Origin of the sequence: Flavobacterium sp. Arc3, assembly GCF_041431375.1 — a bacterium.
Classification (GTDB): domain Bacteria; phylum Bacteroidota; class Bacteroidia; order Flavobacteriales; family Flavobacteriaceae; genus Flavobacterium.
Genome location: NZ_JASMRI010000003.1, coordinates 93,144 through 112,916 on the forward strand (window position 1 = coordinate 93,144; position 19,773 = coordinate 112,916).

Consider the following 19,773-nt stretch of genomic DNA (forward strand, 5'->3'; position numbering starts at 1 on the left):
CTCTATTTCGGAACTCTTATTTCGTTAAGAATTGTAAGTACTGTTGTGTGTAATTGTATTCAAAAACAGCTTGTAAGTATTCCAATTCTTTTTTGAACATTTGAGTTTCAGATTGTAATAAGTCTGTTGTTTTTTCTAAACCTTGTTCAAAACGATTGCTTCTGATTCTGTATGCTTCCTGTGATTGTTCAAGATCCAACTTAGAAAGATTGACCTTATTCTCGGCATCATTCAGCTGGCGATTTGCTTTATTCAATTCCAGTTGGCTTTTAGCTTTATACTGTTGTGTTTCAATCTCCGCTTTTTGGAAATCCGCTTTCGCTTTTTCCATTTTTCCAATTGATTTATAACCGTCAAATACATTCCAAGATAATTGCGCTCCTACCACATATCCTTTTGCGTTAGTCCCAAAAAGGGTGTCATCGTACAATTCATAACTTCCAAAAGCATTTAAACGAGGCAAGAAAGTCATTTTGCTTGATAACAACATTTTTTGATAAGCTTCAGTAGATTGATCCATCGCTTGAATATCTTTTCTGTTTGCTGAAAGGGTAGTGTTAATTGTTTGTATGTTAATGTTATTTTCTAATGCTTCTGCAGGTTTGTATACTTTATCTCCAAGATCTTCATTCAATAAAAAAGCCAAGTAATCAGAGGCATTTTGCACATTACTTTTTGCATATTGCAATTGGTTTTTTATTTCACTTACACGAACCTTTACAGATAGCAAATCTGTTTTTTGAAGTATTCCTTGTTTAAAATAGTTTTCTATTAATTTCAAGTTTTCGGCAGCAGTTACATTCGCTTTTTCTAAAACGGCAACAGCTTTATAGGCAAGTTGCAATTCCATAAAAGATTTATTGACTTCTAGTTCTAGGTACTCTTTGGTGCGTTCCGTTTGTAGCGAATAAGAACTCATCTTTGCTCTTGCCGCCTGTCTTTCATACAATCCATCGATATTGATGATGGGTTGCAGAATTTCAATTTTAGTGGCAAAGTTTGTAGTTCGATGTGGATTATTTAATAGTTCCGGATTAAAATCAGCGGCCGTCAAAATACCTTGATTCAATTTAGAACCAAAAGCCATTAAAGGATTAGTAGTTGCAATAGCCGTGTGTGAAGCGGTGATACTAGGTAAAAACAAAGAATTGGATTGTCTGTAATCTGCCTGTGCCGATTTAAACTCCTGATCTGCAATCTTAATTTGTAAATTTTTGTCGGCCACCTTTTGCCAAAGATCAGTTTTAGAAATAGCCAATGTATCTTGACCATAACTAAAAGCAGAGATGGAAATGGTTGCTAAGAGTGCTATTAAATTTATTTTCTTCATAATTTTTATTTCTAATTATTAAGGCAAAGATACTTTCGCAATAAGGGCTACACAGTAACAAATGTCACACTCGAGGAAAAAAGTAAAAAAGCATTTCAGATTAATCTCTAAAATGCTCCTGGTTAAATACTAAGTATTTAAACATTTTTAAAAATACCTTATCTTATTCTCTGGTGCTCCCATGTCCACCAGCAACAATTTTTAATATTCTTAAGTTTAGATAAAAATATTTAAAAAACTGTATGACAATGTTTTGCATTCTGTCGCGTTGTGATTTGGTTATTTTTGGCATCATAATTTTTTAATTTTTATAGAGGAAAACTTTTGAAGTTAATTCTGAATTTACTCCGGAATTAACCACCAAAAAGGTCGCATTTTAGCTTTATAAAGGAAGGCATAATGCAATGTCAGTTTTACCCAATGTCCTGCAAGTCCCATGTCACCAAACGTTTTCTTTAAATCCCTACCGCCAGTATTTTCAAACTTGACATAATCAGGAACAATAGGGAAGGTAGTCATACTTATTCCGTTTCCTTTGGTCATTCCGTACCCTGCAGAAGCAATACAAGCAGCTCCCATGTTACCCATAGATCCTTTATGATGCAAGCTCATTTTTCCTGATTTTATAGTATCTATAATGTTATCAGCAACTAGTTTTGCGGTGATTCCTGATGGCATTCCAGTTCTGGGCGGTGAAGGAAAAATATCAGTTCCGTTTTTACTTTTTCGGGGTTTCGAAATGCTGTGAGGCGGAGCAAAAGCAATTCCTGGCGCAAAAATATTTGAGTAACTTGGATTTTGATACGTTTCTGGCCAGTCTTGTACTGTCCATTCCTCATAAGGTCTTGGGGTATAATCAGCATCTACAATCATAAAACCTTTGAACAGCTTATCAGTAATATCAGTATTGTTTTTATCAAATGCTTTAAATCCATGACCAGAGAAGGCAGGGATTAACATAGCAAAATCATATTCTTCCGTTTTGTATTCCCCGTCAAGGTTTTCATAGTGCGCTTTTCCGTCTTCGACTTTGGTAACTCCTGCACCCAGAATCCATTTAATGCCTCTATCATTAAAAACCATTTCGACCATTTCGCTTGATTTCATAACATTTTTCCCAAAAGAAAGCGTCATTCCATCCATACCAAAATCACCCAATGCATATTCATTAGATATCCAAGTAACTTCGAATTTGTCTCTAATTCCTAGTTTCACTAATTCTCGCTCTACATTCAATATATATTCAAAAGCTGCACCTTGACAAGTTGCTTTTGCATGGCCAGTCCCAATTAGTATTTTGGCCTTTTTATTGGAAGTTTTCACTTCCTTTATTAACTCATGTAATGCTATGGAAGCTTGTCCTGCATGATCGTAAGTGCATACGGAGTACACTTTATTTGTTTCGGGTACTAAGCCTTCGGTTAAATTAAATGCCAGTTTTGGTCCAGTAGCATTAATTAGATAATCATAGGTCACTTTTTCTTGAGTTCCTTCATTTATGCCATAGATATGTTCAACTAGAATATAAGGATCCTTTTCTTCGGCATCTCCTTCGGGGTAAAAGGCAACAGCTTTGGCTTGTTTGTAACCAATTCCTTTTTTTGCATATAAAGGTTCTAAAGGAAAAATGACATCTTTGGCATGCATTTTACCAATACCAACCCAGATATTAGAAGGAACCCATTGGTAATTTCTGTTAGGAGAAACTACTAATACTTCATGTTCCTTTGAAAGTTTACGCCTCAAATGAGCCGCAGCTGTATGACCGGCAATTCCGGCTCCTAATACTACTATTTTAGACATAGTTTATTTTGTTTTTAGTTGGTCTAATTGCTTTTGAATTAAACTTCTAATTTGTTTTTGATTTGGAAGTATTAAACCAATAACTAATACCTGCTGAGAAATAGAATACTTCTTTCAGATCTTCTTTTATAATTGCATCTTCAGTTACAATAGTAGCATTACCTTGAGGGAATGCTAAATGAGGTGAAAAAGAAAATATAAATGATTTGGAATAGTAATGTATTGGCAAACTCAGCTCTATATTTAATAAATTAAACTTGTTTACTTCATCAATCCCTACTATTGTAGTTCCAATTTGCTGATTTTCGTTAGTTCCATTACCTTTTCTATTTCCTACGCGATTGTACTGGTAATATTCCTGATAAAAATATTGAGATCCTGCATGAGCAGCGATAGTGGGTGTTATTTCTAGACTTTTATCAGTTGTATATAATGATTTAGCGAGTTGTGCACCTACAAAAAAATCGGTATTACTGTCTTTACTGAAGTAACTGCTTGCCAGTATGGAAGCTTCAAGTATATCAAAATCATAACTTATAAATGCTGAGACATCTGCTTCTATTTCTGATTGAATACTATAACTATTATCATTAAAAAAATATTTTGTTCCAGAAATAGCACCACTTAATTTATTAGAATCAAAATGATATCCTGCTGTTAGTAAAAATAGATCAACTCTGTTTTCATTTGATTTAGTAAGATAGGATAAGGACGCGTCAGCAAAAAAACCGGAGGCGTCGTAATAGCCTAAGGAAGGAACAATATAGGGTGCAGTGATAGAATCACGGCGTCCCATAAATACAGCGTCATTTTGAAAACTAATATCGGTTAATATATAGGATTGGGCTTTCTCAATATTCTTATTATTCTGTGCTATTATAAAAAAAGGAGTACTAATGCATAGCAAGAAAAATACTGTTTTTAGATTTTTCATTTTGAATAAATTTAAGTATTAGTAATAAAAGGAGCGAATGCATTCTTTATACATAAGCTCCTTTATATTATTTTATCAAAGGATTAATATCCTCTTTTTTGACTCTTATTCATTTTTTGCATTGTTGGTTTTTTTTGCATTTTTGTTTTATTCCTGTTTTTGTTCATCTTCATGTTTTTTTGAATACTCATTTTTCTTTGTTGGTAGGTGTTTTTAAACATTTTACCATCCATATTCAAACACTCTCCTTCTTGAAGACGTTTTAGTTTTCTGTTTCCTTTTTGATAAGAACCATCAGGATTAACGACAACTCCATTACCCAAGCTAAGTTTTTGTTGTACACGTTTTTGTTCCTGATTCCGTATTTGGTAAACACTTCCATCTAGTACTGTTAAATGGGAACGGTTTTGATTGCGTTCCATCATTTGGCTTTGTGTAAGGTTTTTGTTTTCTTGTTTTATTTTTGATCTGTATTGATATTCATTAGAAAATACAGTTCCATCCATGTTTAAACATTCTCCATCACGTAAACGCAATCTATCACCGCCTTTTTTCTGATAGGTACCATCAGGATTAACTATTGTACCATCTGTTAATGTAATTTTGTCCTGTAATTTTATTTGATCACGATCTCTAATTTGTAAAAGATCACCATCAACTAACATTAAGCGATCTCGGTCGCGATCTTGATCTTTGTCTTGATCTTGTGCGAATAATGCAGTATTTCCTAAAACTGCAAAAACTAGTAATAAAAGAATCCTTTTCATTTTGTTTTATTTAGTAATTAATAATTATGTGAATTTATATTTTTTTTGAGATTTTGAATATGATAAATATCAGTTAATCAATAAGTTGTATTTGCTATTTTATTTATAGTTACATAAAGTTATAAAAAATCATTAAAACGTAACTAATTTAAAATGAATATTTTACAAATAATCCGATTGGATTTAATTAAGTGTAAATAGTAGCGTATTTCAGTGTAAGAAATTATTGAATTAAATATTCAGAATTACTTGTCTGACTATTTTTTGGGGATGAAATTGCGATTTTCTTTGTTTTGAATAAAAGAAATTTTAATTTTTCGATTTGTAAAGAATTAAATAGTATTTTTAAATCACAATTATCAAGAGCTGGTTGCCTAACACAAACCAGACTCAATTGCCTTTATGGAAATTAATAGTAAATAGAATAGCAATATATTCAAGTATACTAGTTTAAAGACTGTAAATAATTATATTTAAAAGGCATAGAAGTTTTTAATGTTTAGTTTAATTTTTTATGAATACGAATTCCCCCCAACCTTCTTACGAAGACTTACTCAAGATTATAGCAAATCAAAAAAAGGAGATAAATAGCCTAAGTAAAGGACGTAGTGCCTTAGCCGATTTTGAATTCTATATTAAAGAATCCGAAGATTTGTTATGCGTAGCGGGAATGGATGGATTTTTTAAAGAGGTTAATCCAGCATTTTTCAAAAAATTAGGGTATACAAAAGAGGAGTTATTCAGCACTAGTTTGATTTCATTTATTCATCCTGAAGATATTCTAAAAACCAACCTGGAAATAGAGCGATTGTCGATAGGGGAGGGTTCATTAAATTTCGAAAACAGATGTATTAAAAAAAATGGAGATATTGTAATTATGCAATGGACTACTAGTGTCGACCGTGCCGGAAAACTTATTTATGGAATTGGAAGAGACATATCCCAAATAAGAGAAGCGCAACAAAATTTAATTACCAGCGAGAGACTGTTAAATGATGCTCAAAAAACTGCTAAAATAGGAAGTTGGGAATTCGATATAATCAATAATAAAATGATTTGGTCGGAAGAATTATATTCCATCTATGAAATTAAAAAGAATCCGAAGGAGGATTTGTTTCAATCCTATTTTAAGTATTTTTCAGACGAAGAAGTTGTTCAATTTCAAAATAAAATAAATCAATGTGTACAGGATAAGAAGTCTTTTGAAATTGAAAAGTCAGGCCATTTTTCTGACGATAGAATAAAATGGCTTCATGTAATCGTTGTTCCAGTAATTGATAGAAATGGAAAAGTGATTGCGCTTCGAGGGAATACGCAAGATATCACTGAAAAAAGGCAAAGTAGGGATGAACTTGATTTACGAAGACAAACAGAAACGGAATTAAAACTAAAATTAATAGAAGAAGAAAGTAATCGTAAGTTTAAAAACTATATTGAAAATGCACCTGATGGAATATTCGTTGTAGATAAAGAAGGAAACTATTTAGATGCGAATCCTGCCGCAATTTTTATGACGGGTTATTCAAAGGATGAACTTTTAAAGATGAACTTTGATGATTTGTCAGGAGCCGAGTTAAACCAAGATTCCATTAAAGAATTCTATAATCTAGTAGAGAAAGGAGTAGGAAAGAAAGAACTTAAAATTACTACAAAAAAAGGAGAGCTGAAATGGTGTTCTATTGAAGCTGTAAAACTTTTGGAGAATCGCTATGTAGCCTTTGTTAAAGATATAACAGAAACTAAAAAAGCATTTGACTCCATCGCTCATAACGAAAAATATTTTCGTGCCTTGGTTGAAAATAATGAAAATATTATTACAGTACTTGATGAAAACTTAAAAATTTTATTTCGTAGCCCCTCAGCAGAAAGAATAACTGGATATAGTAACAAAGATTTCAGTTCAATTTCTGATAAAGAATATTATCATCCAGATTACGTGGACTACATGCAGGATATTATCCAGCAAACATTTAACAATCCCGGTATCCAAAATCCAGTTTTATTTCAGGTGAAACACAAAAACGGAAATTATATTTGGTTGAAAGGAATGTTAAATAATTTGCTTAATGATACTAGTATGAGTGGTATTGTAGCCAATCTAAGGGATGTCACCGAGAGTAAACTTGCCCAAGAATTAATTGAAAAAAGCGAAAAACGCTTCCGTTCTTTGGTTGAAAATAACGAAGGGATTATCACTGTTATTGATGAAAAATTAAATGTTTTATTCCGTAGCCCTTCCTCAAAGCGAGTAACAGGTTACACTGATGAAGAATTTAATGCTATACCTGATAAAGAGTATTTTCACCCAGATTATTTAGATTATATATATCAAAACATTCAAAACGCTATAGCAAATCCAGGGAAATTACGTCCCTTATTATTTCAGGTTAAACATAAAGATGGACATTATATCTGGCTTGAAGGTGTTATCAATAATAGGTTTCACGACAGCAGTATAAAAGGAATTATTGCAAATTTTAGGGAGGTTACAGCACAAAAAAATACGGAACTAAAATTAAAACAAAGAGAGCAGCTTTTTCATGCATTATTAGAAAATAATGAAGGTAGTGTTTTATTATTGGATAAGGATAAGAAAAGCTTATTCCGCAGCGAGTCTTCTAAGCGATTAACGGAATGGACGACTGAAGAATTTGATGGTCTTCTTGAAAATGAATTTATTCACCCTGATTGCATGTTGCATTGGCAGGATGTAAAACGAAAAGTATTGAGCTCTCCGGGTGCATCAATACCAGCGCTATTTCAAGTTAAGCATAAAAAGGGTCATTATATTTGGGTGGAAGGATTTTTAAAGAACATGATTCACGACCAAAATCTACAAGGAATTGTGGTTAATTTAAGAGATGTTACGGATAGAATTGAAGCAAATAAAACTTTAGAAAAAGAGCGTGATGTTTTTGCTAAAATTGCTGAGACTTCCCCAGGATTAATTTATTCAATGCGTCAAAATAAGGATGGTTCGCTAATTTATCCGTATGCGAGTGATGCTATTATAGCTATTTATGGCCTTGAACTTGAAGAAGTCGAAAAAGATGTTAATTGCATTTTTAAACTGATCCATCCTGATGATTTAGCAGGGGTTATTGAAAAAATCACTAAAACTAAAACGGAACTAGTCCCGCTAAAAGGGACCTATCGTTATTTTCATCCTACTAAGGGGTTAGTATGGCATGAGGTAAATTCGTTACCGGTGGTCGAACCAGAGGGCACTGTGATTTGCCATGGAATTATTACAGATATTACTGAAAGAGTAGTTGCGGATCAAAAAATAGCGAAGGCTAATAGACTTTATCTTTTTATTAGCCAGATAAATCAAATGATTGTTCGTGTAACTGATGAGCAAACACTTTTTCGTGAAGCCTGCTATATAGCGGTTAATGTAGGTCAGTTTAAAATGAGTTGGATTGGTTTGTTTTGTGAAAATTCTAAAAAACTAACTCCAATAATGATTGCTGGTGAAGAGTCGGAATATTTTGATATTGTTAAATCAATTTCTATAACGGATGTTGTTAATGGCAGCGGTCCGGGGGCTTTAGTATTCAGAGATGAAAAACATGTCGTTTGTAATGATATTGAAAATGATGTTTTAATGAAAAGGTGGAAAAATGAAGCTTTGGCGTGTGGCTATCATTCACTTATGTCATTGCCTATTAAAAAGTTTGGAAAGTTAGTAGGTATTTTTACGCTCTACTCAGGTGAAAAGAACTTTTTTGATGATCAGGAAATTGCCTTACTCGAAGAAGCAACTGGTGATGTAGGATTTGCCCTTGAAGTTTTTGAAAAGGAAATTCAAAATAAAAGAGCAGAAGAAGCTGTTTTTCAGAGTGAAAGAAGATACCATACACTTACTGAAGTTGCAGCTGTAGGTATTTTTCGAACGGATGCCTTAGGTTATACTACTTATGTTAATCCCAGTTGGACTCAAATTTCAGGGTTGTCCTATCAAAAAGCATTAGGTAATGGTTGGTTAGATGCTGTTCATGAAGAAGACAGGAAAACCATTCTTAATCGTTGGGAAAATGCAACGATAGAGAATGAAAAGTCATTGATTGAATATCGTTTTGTAAGGCCTGACGGCACTACTGCTTGGGTAATGGGACAAGCCATTCCAGAAAAAAATAGTGATAATGAGATTGTGGGCTACATTGGAACCATTACAGATATTACAGAACGTAAAGAGACAGAAGGTAGAATTTTTAAAGAAAAACTACTTTCAGAGACGATAATCAATAATTTGCCAGGGATATTTTATCTCTATGATGAAGCTGGGAAATTTGTAAAGTGGAATAGAAATTTTGAGCTTCTTACAGGGTACAGCGGCCATGAAATAAGTCAAATGACTCCACTGGATCTTTTTGATGAAGATGAGAAGGAAAAGATCAGCACAAGAATTCGTACTGTTTTCGAAAAAGAATCTCCTGGAATTGAGGTTGAGTTTTATACGAAAGCGAAAAAGAAAGTATACTATTATATCAATTCCTTAGCAATAGAATATGAAGGAAAAAAATGCCTTCTGGGCATGGGCTTAGACTTAACGGATCGTAAAAAAGCCGAAGAAGCAATTAAGAAAGCAAATGAACGATTTGAAATGATTTCATCGGCAACAAATGAGGCTTTGTTTGAATTGGATTTTATTAACGGTAAAAACTGGCATAATAAAGTGTTTTATGAGAATCTAAATTCTTATAATGAAAATTTGTCAAGTGAGGAAAATAAATTATTGTGGCGATCTAATCTACATCCTGACGATAGCGATAGAATTATTAAAAGTATTAAAGAATGTTATACTGGAGTTTCAAATTCCTGGTCAGATGAATTCCGGTTTTTAAGAGTAGATGGTACTTATGGCAATTTTTACGAACGTGCTTTAATTGTAAGAGATGATCAAGGAAAAGTGACACGTTTTATTGGATCGATGTTAGATGTTACTGATCTAAAAAAGGCTGAACAAGAATTGAAGAACGCCAATAAAAAGATGGAGGCAATAATTGATGCTATTCCAGATTTAATGCTTGAAGTAGGTTTAGACGGTACGATTTATAACTATCATTCGCATCTTAAAGATTCATTTATGGAATCTACTGATCGATATATCGGTAAGAAAATTTCAGAAATAGTACCTTCAGATGCAGCAAATTTAGCTTTCTCTGCACTCCGTGAAGCTGCTGAAAATGGTTTTTCAACTGGGCGTCAATACAACTTACAAAAGAAAAATGAATTACGGTGGTACGAACTGTCAATAGCACCTATGAAGGAAACGGATGAACATGATACCCATTTTATTTGTCTTTCACGTGATATAACAAAGGTCAAACTTATTGATGAGTCACTACAGAAAAGTGAAGAAAGATACCGAGGTTTGTTAGATAATCTGGACGCAGGGATTGTAGTCCATGCAGCAGATACTTCTGTAATTATGAGTAATAAGAAGGCATCAGAATTATTGGGTTTAAGTACCGAACAAATTTTAGGTAAAAAGGCTATAGATCCAATTTGGAAATATCTAAATGAAGACAATTCGATTATCGATGTTGAAAAACACCCGATTAGCCTTATCCTTAAAACAAAACAAGCTGTCAAAAATTTTACACTAGGAATTAATCACCCTAATAGTGGTAAAATAGTCTGGGTTTTAGTAAATGGTTTTCCAGTTTTAAATCATAGTGATGAAATTACTGAAATTGTAATCAGCTTTATAGATATTACGGAGCGAAAATTGATGGAAAGAGAATTGTTGAAATCAAAAGAACAATCTGAAACAGCAAACAAAGCCAAAACTGATTTTCTGGCAAATATGAGTCATGAAATTAGAACTCCATTGAATGGAATCATCGGATTTACCCATTTGTTGATGAAGTCAAAAATGGAAAAGAATCAGTCAGAATATATGGCCACCATTAATGAGTCGGCCGCTTCATTAATGCAGATTGTAAATGATGTTTTGGATTTCTCTAAAATTGAATCTGGGAAACTAGAACTGCATATGGAACAAGTAAATCTGTATCAGTTGACACGTCAGGTTATTGATTTATTCAGTCATCAGGCAAAACAAAAAAATGTTGATTTAGTATTGAATCTAAATGAGAATGTTCCAAAGCATGTATTTGGAGATTCTGTGAGACTAAAACAGGTTCTTGTAAACCTACTGAGTAATGCAATAAAATTTACCAGTTTTGGAGAAATATGTCTTGATATCAATAAGGTAGTGGTGCCAAAAAAGAAAATCACAACTTTGAGGTTTTCCGTAAAAGATACTGGTGTTGGAATTAAAGTAGCCAACAAGGATAAAATATTTAATTCATTTGTACAAGAAGATAATTCAACCAATAGAAAATTTGGAGGAACAGGATTAGGATTAGCTATTTCAAATCAATTGTTGGCATTGATGGACAGTAAATTGCAATTGATTAGTAAATATGGAGACGGAAGTGACTTTTTCTTTGAAATTAAATTTAAAAAATTCAAAATAAAGAAAGAGATAGCTGCTGAAAACATTATTGCAAGTGAAGTTGTGGTAATGGAAAGTATTAGAAATAAAAAAGTTTTAATTGTTGAGGACAATAAAATAAATATGCTTTTAGCAAAAACACTTGTCAAAAAATTAATTTCTAATTGTACGATTTATGAAGCTAAGGATGGGAATGAAGCAGTCGAACAATATAAAATGAAAAAACCGGATATTATTCTAATGGATATTCAAATGCCTACTAAAAATGGATACGAAGCGACCTATGACATCAGGGAGTTAGAAGGTGGTTCAAGTACGCCCATTATCGCAATAACCGCAGGTATAATGAGTGGTGATAAAGAAAAATGTTTGGAGGCAGGGTTGGACGATTATTTATCAAAACCAATTATTGAAGTTGATTTAGAACAAATATTAATTAAATGGCTGAATAAATAGAGTGCTTTTTTATGATTATTTCTTCGATATATCAAAGTCAGTTATATGTTCTCATTTATTGAGCAAGACTAAAGGTTTCTTTTTTTTTTTGATAATTTTTGTTTAAATTAGTTGAAAATAAAGCACGTATTTATGAAAAATGAAAAAGTCAAAATACAAGGGGTAATAAATCTACGTCAAAAAGCCGAGGCTAAACAAAAAAACGGAAATTCAGCATTTAACTTATCTGATAATGAAGTGTTTAGGCTTGTTCATGAATTGGAAGTTCATCAGATTGAATTAGAAATGCAGAATGAAGAACTTCTATTAGCTAAAGGAATGGCAGAAGTAGTTACTCATAAATATACGGAGTTATATGATTTTTTACCTTCGGCTTATTTTACCTTAAATAGGGATGGCGATGTAATCGAACTTAATTGGGCTGGGGCTGAGTTATTAGGGAAAAATCGATTTAAATTAATAAATAGCCGGTTCGGTTTTTTTGTTTCAGATGATACAAAACCAATTTTCAATGTTTTTTTAGAGAACGTATTTAAACATTTGAAAAAAGAATCTTGTGAAGTTACGATTATAAATGATGAAGGAGCAACTACTTATGTTTACCTTACAGCTAGAGTAGGGGAAAATACAAACCATTGTCATATATCAGTACTTGATATTACCGAACGAAAGTTGATGGAGATTGAATTAATTAAAGGAAAAGAAGAGGCAGAAGCCGCAAACATGGCCAAAACTAATTTCTTGGCTAATATGAGTTACGAAATTAGAACACCCTTAAATGGAATAATTGGTTTTACTGATTTGTTAATGAAATCAAATTTGGAAAAGAATCATCAGGAGTATATGTCTACGGTTAACGAGTCATCTATCATATTAATGCATATTGTGAATGATCTTTTAGACCTTTCTAAAATTGAAGCGGGAAAATTAGAACTTGAAATAGGAAAGACAGATATTTACGAACTAGCTAAGCAGGTTATAGATTTATTTAAAGGCCAAACGATAGTAAAGAAGATCGATTTAGTACTCAATATTGATTACAACGTATCACATTATATTCAAGCAGATGCGCCCCGGCTAAAGCAGATATTGGTCAACTTAATAGGCAATGCTTTGAAGTTTACTGATACAGGGAAAATTAGTTTTAATATCTCTGAAACTCCTGCTACTAACAAGGATTCTTGTATACTTAATTTCTCTTTAAAAGACACAGGTATTGGTGTAAAAGAGAGTAATAATAAAAAAATATTTAAGTCTTTTATTCAGGACGATAATTCTACAAGTCTTCGATATGGTAGCAATGGTTTAGGTCTATCCATATCAAATAGACTTTTAGTCTTAATGGATAGTAAGTTGCAATTAAAGAGTAAAGTAGGTGAAGGAAGTGATTTCTTTTTTGCCATTCAATTCAAGAAGCTAAACGCTAATCAAAGTAATTACTCTTCAATTATTAGTAACCGTATTATTCCTTTTAAAATGCTTTCTAAAAAGAAGGTTTTAATAGTTGAGAATAATAAAACAAATATGTTATTAGCAAGAATATTGGTAAAAAAAATATTGCCAAACGCTAGTGTTTTTGAAGCAGGCGATGGAAATGAAGCCGTGTTGCAATTTAAAAAAGAAAAACTAGATATCATATTAATGGATATTCAGATGCCCAATAAAGATGGACACGAAGCAACCAAAGAGATTCGCCGATTGACTAATGGTGAGCTAATTCCAATTGTTGCCATAACAGCCGGAATAATGACTGAAGATAAAGAGAAATGTTTTGAGTCAGGAATGAGCGATTATCTAGCAAAGCCCATTACCGTATCAGATTTGGAAATAGTATTACTCAAATGGTTAACTAAATAACACCTATTTTCAGACTTTTGAATCTAAAAAAACCGTCTTAAAGTAGTTTTCAATGAATAGTTGTAACATTAAATTAATTGAAAAAGCCTGTTAATTGAATAGGAGGCGGATGCATTTATTAATAGGTTTTGATTTAAGGAGTATGAATTACTTAATTCCAAGGTGATAGCTGTTTTTTCAATAGTGTATAGCTTGTGCGAAATGGATATAATTATACCAGAGACATCCTAAATTACTATACAGCGAGCGGAGTTTTTGCATGTTCTTTAAAACCTATAATCATCATTTTCTCTTTTTTAAATTCTAATGATAGGGTTAAGCATTTTTCTTGGGTTAAATTAGACCAATTGAATTTATGTTTGAGTCCAAAGCGTTCCGCTCCCATTCCTATAGCCTGTGCCAATTTTTCGGCATGATATGAAAATAGTACAATGCAATTGGACTATATTAAATTTACAATCGGTATCAATATGATAATTAACTGTTTTTAGAAAGTAAAAGTAGACCTTTAAGAAATAATAAATTATATTTAGCGTGAATTAGCGTAATGCTTTATTTTAAATATTAGGAGTGCTTTATAACAGTGCAATATCATAATGAAAAACAGAGAACATAAGCAAATTGTGCCAGCAGAAGGTACCGTTTCTAAAACAGCCAACGAGAATGTACTTAGCAGGGACCGGACTCGTGACTTTCCCATAGTTGGCATAGGAGCTTCTGCAGGAGGACTAGAGGCAATGGAATTATTTTTTAAAAACATGCCGCAAAATCCTGGTATGGCGTTCGTTGTTATTCAACATCTCGATCCTACTCATGTTGGAATTTTACCGGAACTATTGCAACGCAATACTGCTATGGAAGTGCTACAGGTAACAGATAGACTTAAAGTGCTACCTGATCACATCTATGTAATTCCCCCAAATAAAAGTTTGACAATATTAAATGGAGTATTGCATCTGTTTGCTCCTATTCAAAGCAGGTGGTTGCGATTACCAATCGATATATTCTTTCGTTCCTTAGCACTTGATAAGCTAAATAAAAGTGCTGGGATTATTCTTTCAGGAATGGGGTCTGATGGGAGTCTAGGAATTAAGGCGATTAAAGAACAGCTTGGATTTGTTCTGGTTCAGGAGCCAGCTACGGCAAAATTTGACTCGATGCCACTGCATGCCACTCAAGCAATTTTAGTTGATATTGTGGCGCCGGTAGAACAATTACCCGCTAAACTGATTGCACTTTTTGAACACACACTAGTACTAGAAAATGAGTCAAGTATAGATAGCAAAAACAGAACTAGTCTCGAAAAAATTATAATCTTACTTCGAGAAGAGACTGGTCATGATTTTTTACTGTATAAAAAAACGACTTTAATGCGTCGTATCGAAAGGCGTAAGGGAGTCCATCAATTAGATAACACGCAAGATTATGTTCGTTTTTTGCAGGAGAACCCTAATGAAATTCAGCTGCTTTTCAAAGAGTTATTAATAGGGGTAACTAGTTTTTTTCGTGACGCAAGTGTATGGAACAAACTAAGAAGTACTATTCTTCCTGACCTTATTAAAGGTTTACCAGATGGCTATGTACTTCGGGCATGGATTGCCGCCTGCTCAACAGGAGAAGAGGCATACTCGCTTGCCATAGCTTTCAAGGAAGTTCTAGAAAGTACAGGTAAACATAGAAATTTAACGTTACAAATTTTTGCTACGGATTTAGATATTGATGCTATAGAAAAAGCCCGCCGTGGTTTCTTTACCTCTAATATTGTTGTAGATGTTTCACCGGAAAGAATCAGTAAGTTCTTCAATATAGAAGCTGGTGGTTATCGCGTGAATTCAAGCATTCGAGAAATGCTTATTTTTGCACCCCATAATGTCATCAAAGACCCTCCTTTTACTAAGCTAAATATAGTGATGTGTCGCAATATGTTGATCTATATGGAGGCGCCTTTACAAAAGAAGCTAATTGAATTATTTAACTATAGCCTTCTCCCAGGAGGTATCATGATACTAGGCTCTGCTGAAGCCATATCTCATAATAATGAAGGGTTTGAGGTCTTAGATACTAAATTAAAGTTTTATAAGCGTACCAATATCTCTTTATCATCAGAATTAACAGATTTTCCTAGTTCTTTTTCAAGAAGTAAAACAGAAAATAAAGAAATAACTAATACCCCTAAAGTGGTCGAAAATATTCAAAATCTAGCAGATCAGATTGTACTTCAACAATTTGCGCCAGCCAGTGTGCTCGTAAATGACAAAGGAGACATTATATACATCACAGGAAGAACTGGTAAATATCTAGAACCTGTTGCCGGTAAAGCAAATTGGAATATCCATGCAATGGCAAGAGATGGCTTGCGTAATGAACTACCTAACGGCTTTCAAAGAGCACTGCGCAGTAGTGAGCCGGTTGAGCTGAGAAATATTAAAATTCGAAATAATAACGGAGATTTTAACTATGCGACCATAACAATTAAACAGATTGAAAGTCCTGATCAGTTAAAGGGGATGGTCCTGATCGTCTTTAAGGAGGAACGAGAGATTGTACCACCACATTTATCGCAACAGAAAAATAGCAAACTACAGTTGTCAGGGAGGCAGAAAGAACTTGAGTCTGAATTGCAGCAATCAAAAGAAGACTTGCTGAACTCACGCGAACAAATGCAAGCTTCGCAGGAAGAGCTGAAGTCTATCAATGAAGAATTACAATCAACAAACGAAGAATTGCAATCAACAAATGAGGAATTGACGACTTCAAAAGAAGAGATGCAAAGCTTAAATGAAGAGTTGCAGACCGTAAACGCAGAACTTCAAAATAAGTTGAGTGACTTTGAACAAGCAAATAACGATATGAAGAATTTGCTTAACAGTACTGAAATCGCAACACTTTTTCTAGACAAAGAGTTAAACATACGCAGGTTTACTGATCCTGTAATGAAAATATTTAAAGTCAGATCAGGTGATGCCGGTAGGCCTTTTACGGACCTAGTTAATGACTTGAATTATCCTGATATGGGTAATGATGCACGAAACGTAATTAAAAACTTAACCCCTGTTCAAAATACAATAAGTACAAAGGATGATAGGTGGTATAACGTTAGGATTATGCCCTATCGAACCCTTGATGATCGCATTGACGGCCTTGTTATTACATTTACAGACATAACTGTTTCAAAAAAAGCAGAAGAAACATTACTAAAGGAAAATAGGTACCGACGACTGTTTGAATCGGCTAAAGATGGTATTCTTATACTCAATGGAGAAACAGGTAATATTATTGATGTTAATCCATTTTTAATTGAAATGTTAGGCTATTCTTATGAGCAATTTGTTGAAAAAGCAATTTGGGAAATAGGCTCCCTTCAAGACATAGTGGCTAATAAAGAAAAATTCTCGGAGTTAAAGAAAAAGGAATTTGTCCGTTATGCCAATTTACCACTTCAAACAGCTGATGGAAAAGAGATTAAAGTAGAGTTTGTAAGTACGATGTACTTGATGAACAATAAAAAAGTAATTCAATGTATCATTCGAGATATTACAGACCGTAAACGAATCGAAGAAGCACTAACTTTTGCTGAGATGCGCTATCATCATCTTTTTGAATCAGCAAAAGAGGGAATCTTTTTTATTGATACCATGACTGGGAAAATAACGGATATAAATCCATTTTTGACAAAATTATTAGGGCATCCAAAAGAAGAGTTTGTTAAAAAACCAATTTGGGAAATCAATTTTTTTAAAAATATAATATCCAATAAGGATAAGTTCAAACAATTAAAAAAGAAGAAACCCGTAAATTATGAAAATGTCCAAATTGAAACAGCTAATGGGCAAAAAATTAATGTAGACTTTACTTTAAATACGTATATGGTTGATAATCATGAGGTAGTACAATGTTTTATTCGTAACTTTGCTATAGAGGGTTCGAAATAAGTGTTTCGAATTGATTATTAAATACCACATTAATAAAAATCCGTTTTAGTAATGGGATTCTAATTGTAGTAGTTAGTACATATGGCAAATAAGACAAACAGTTCAATAGTTAGTGGACTTCTTAGGCAAAAAGCCGAAGAATTACAAAAAAACAAATATCAATTGAAATTTGAGGAGAAACGTTGTGACGTGACGACTTTGAAACTCATTCATGAATTAGAAGTCTATCAAGTGGAGCTTGAAATGCAGAACGAAGAGCTTCTTTTAGCAAAAGAGCAAGCAGAACAGGCAATTGAAAAATACACAGAATTGTATGATTATGCACCTTGTGGATATTTTACGTTATCTCAGGATGGGAAAGTTATTGAAGCTAATAGGACTGGGTATGATATGCTAGGAAAACGGCATTCAAGTATACTTAATAGTCAATTTGGTTTTTTTATTACTGATGACACAAAAAATATATTTAATGCTTTTTTAGAAAAGTTATTTAAAACTAAAGTTAGAGAATCATGTGAAGTGAATCTTATAACCAAAGACAAGAAAACCTTTTTTGGTTACCTATCAGGTGTCGTTGCAGCAAATGCAGAGCAGTGCAACATAACATTAATTGATATTACAGAACTTAAAGAGGCTGAGTTTGCCCTGCGTAGCAGTAAGGAAAAATACAGCAATCTTTTGAATAATTTAGACGAAGGTATTATTGTTCATGCATCAGACTCATCTATATTACTAAGTAATCCTAAAGCTTCTGAATTGCTTGGTTTGAATGAAAGCCAGATGAAAGGAAAGCAAATGACACACCATGACTGGAAACTTCTGGACGAAAATTATGTACCGTTGCATAAGGATGAATATCCATTTATGCAAATTTTAGCAAGCAAAAAACCACTTAAGAATTTTACAGTAGGGGTTAAAAGACCACATTATAAAGAGATAATGTTACTTTTAGTAAATGGATTTCCTGTATTCGACTCAACGGCTAATTTAACAGAAATTGTAATTAGTTTTACTGATATAACAGAGATAAAACTAATGCAAAAAGAATTAACAAAAGCGAAAAATTTGGCTGTAAAAGCGAATGAAGCTAAGTCTAGTTTCTTGACTAACATGAGTCATGAAATTCGTACTCCTTTAAACGGAATAATAGGCTTTACTTATTTGTTGACAAAAACAGATCTTGACGTTAACCAGTCTGAATATATTAACATTGTAAATGAGTCTGCAGTCATATTGATGGAAATTGTCAATGACGTTTTGGATTTTTCTAAAATTGAATCAGGGAAATTAGAATTAAATATAGAAGAAGTTGATGTTTTTTCGCTTACAAATCAGGTGATTAGTCTTTTCAAGTACCAGGGAAATTTAAAGGGTATTGATTTAGTATTAAATATTGATGATGCCGTGCCTCAATTTATTTTTGCTGATTCACTAAGGCTTAAACAGATCATTGTAAACTTAATAGGAAATGCTTTAAAATTTACAACTGATGGTTCGATACGGTTAAATGTTAGTAAAGTAGACTCACATGACGATTTGATTTCTACGATACATTTTTCAGTTAAGGATACTGGTATTGGAATTAAGCATCATAATCAAGAAAAAATATTTCATTCTTTCGTGCAAGAGGATCTCTCCACTACAAAGAAATTTGGTGGAACAGGGTTAGGTTTAGCAATTTCAAATCAGTTGTTAGGGTTAATGAAAAGTAAACTACAGCTTAAAAGTAAATACAAGGAAGGAAGTGAATTTTATTTTACAATAGATTTTAAGAAGTCAGACAAGAAGAAATCGAATACTATTCCATTTCTTCATCAGATAGATAAGAACAAAGAACCCCACAAAGAATATCTTAATAGTACGAAAATACTAATTGTAGAGGACAATAGAATTAACATGCTTTTAGTAAAAAAGCTGATAAAAAAAATCATTCCTAATTGCATCATTTTTGAAGCAGTGGATGGAAAAGAAGCTATAAAGATTTATAAAAAAGAAAAACTCGATATTATTTTAATGGATATCCAAATGCCTAAGAAAAATGGATTTGAAACTACGGCCGCAATTAGAAAATTGAGTCATTCTCAATCTTTACCCATTATAGCATTGACAGCAGGAATTCTTATTGAAGAAAAAGAAAAGTGTTTAAAAAGTGGTATGAATGATTATATTTCTAAACCCATTAATATCGTAGATTTAGAAACGGTGCTTCAAAGGTGGGTAAAATAGTA

Annotated in this window: 10 protein-coding genes; 4 read left to right on the forward strand and 6 right to left on the reverse strand. The window is 33.0% G+C overall.

The features are described 5' to 3' along the window. Positions 1–16: 16 nt before the first annotated feature. The 5 genes from QO200_RS03070 to QO200_RS03090 form a co-directional block, all read right to left on the reverse strand. The gene (locus QO200_RS03070; RefSeq protein ID WP_371536208.1) at positions 17–1,330 is read right to left on the reverse strand and encodes a TolC family protein; all 1,314 of its coding nucleotides are present in this window, start codon (positions 1,328–1,330) and stop codon (positions 17–19) included. 163 nt (positions 1,331–1,493) lie between these two features. After that, complete coding sequence (locus QO200_RS03075; RefSeq protein ID WP_371536211.1) at positions 1,494–1,625, reverse strand: hypothetical protein; 132 nt, start codon at positions 1,623–1,625, stop codon at positions 1,494–1,496. 47 nt (positions 1,626–1,672) lie between these two features. After that, complete coding sequence (locus tag QO200_RS03080; protein ID WP_371536214.1) at positions 1,673–3,133, reverse strand: NAD(P)/FAD-dependent oxidoreductase; 1,461 nt, start codon at positions 3,131–3,133, stop codon at positions 1,673–1,675. A gap of 46 nt (positions 3,134–3,179) precedes the next feature. Continuing rightward, entirely contained in the window at positions 3,180–4,067 is an 888-nt protein-coding gene (locus QO200_RS03085; RefSeq protein ID WP_371536217.1) for a hypothetical protein, read from the reverse strand. An 83-nt stretch (positions 4,068–4,150) separates the two neighbouring features. Beyond that, entirely contained in the window at positions 4,151–4,834 is a 684-nt protein-coding gene (locus QO200_RS03090; RefSeq protein WP_371536219.1) for a DUF6799 domain-containing protein, read from the reverse strand. A gap of 514 nt (positions 4,835–5,348) precedes the next feature. Here QO200_RS03090 and QO200_RS03095 point away from each other — a divergent pair. Together QO200_RS03095 and QO200_RS03100 are read left to right on the forward strand one after the other, a co-directional pair. After that, positions 5,349–11,756 (forward strand): PAS domain S-box protein, encoded by a 6,408-nt coding sequence (locus tag QO200_RS03095; RefSeq protein ID WP_371536222.1) that lies wholly within the window; start codon positions 5,349–5,351, stop codon positions 11,754–11,756. A 132-nt stretch (positions 11,757–11,888) separates the two neighbouring features. After that, positions 11,889–13,613 carry a response regulator gene (locus QO200_RS03100; RefSeq protein WP_371536225.1) on the forward strand — a complete coding sequence of 575 codons (1,725 nt, stop codon included), beginning with the start codon at positions 11,889–11,891 and terminating at the stop codon, positions 13,611–13,613. 235 nt (positions 13,614–13,848) lie between these two features. Here the strand turns inward: QO200_RS03100 and QO200_RS03105 are convergent, their stop codons facing one another. Beyond that, positions 13,849–14,016, reverse strand: coding sequence for a hypothetical protein (locus QO200_RS03105; protein ID WP_371536228.1), 168 nt, complete (start codon positions 14,014–14,016; stop codon positions 13,849–13,851). A 193-nt stretch (positions 14,017–14,209) separates the two neighbouring features. Between QO200_RS03105 and QO200_RS03110 the strand changes: the two genes are divergently transcribed. After that, positions 14,210–17,545 carry a chemotaxis protein CheB gene (locus tag QO200_RS03110; RefSeq protein WP_371536230.1) on the forward strand — a complete coding sequence of 1,112 codons (3,336 nt, stop codon included), beginning with the start codon at positions 14,210–14,212 and terminating at the stop codon, positions 17,543–17,545. A gap of 81 nt (positions 17,546–17,626) precedes the next feature. Next, entirely contained in the window at positions 17,627–19,771 is a 2,145-nt protein-coding gene (locus QO200_RS03115; protein ID WP_371536232.1) for a response regulator, read from the forward strand. The last annotated feature ends 2 nt before the right edge of the window (positions 19,772–19,773 follow it).

What these genes read in the sequence shown, in the direction of transcription:
- QO200_RS03070 (WP_371536208.1), bottom strand. Translation starts at nt 1,330, where the DNA reads ATGAAGAAAATAAATTTAATAGCACTCTTAGCAACCATTTCCATCTCT.
- QO200_RS03075 (WP_371536211.1), bottom strand. Translation starts at nt 1,625, where the DNA reads ATGATGCCAAAAATAACCAAATCACAACGCGACAGAATGCAAAACATT.
- QO200_RS03080 (WP_371536214.1), bottom strand. Translation starts at nt 3,133, where the DNA reads ATGTCTAAAATAGTAGTATTAGGAGCCGGAATTGCCGGTCATACAGCT.
- QO200_RS03085 (WP_371536217.1), bottom strand. Translation starts at nt 4,067, where the DNA reads ATGAAAAATCTAAAAACAGTATTTTTCTTGCTATGCATTAGTACTCCT.
- QO200_RS03090 (WP_371536219.1), bottom strand. Translation starts at nt 4,834, where the DNA reads ATGAAAAGGATTCTTTTATTACTAGTTTTTGCAGTTTTAGGAAATACT.
- QO200_RS03095 (WP_371536222.1), top strand. Translation starts at nt 5,349, where the DNA reads ATGAATACGAATTCCCCCCAACCTTCTTACGAAGACTTACTCAAGATT.
- QO200_RS03100 (WP_371536225.1), top strand. Translation starts at nt 11,889, where the DNA reads ATGAAAAATGAAAAAGTCAAAATACAAGGGGTAATAAATCTACGTCAA.
- QO200_RS03110 (WP_371536230.1), top strand. Translation starts at nt 14,210, where the DNA reads ATGAAAAACAGAGAACATAAGCAAATTGTGCCAGCAGAAGGTACCGTT.
- QO200_RS03115 (WP_371536232.1), top strand. Translation starts at nt 17,627, where the DNA reads ATGGCAAATAAGACAAACAGTTCAATAGTTAGTGGACTTCTTAGGCAA.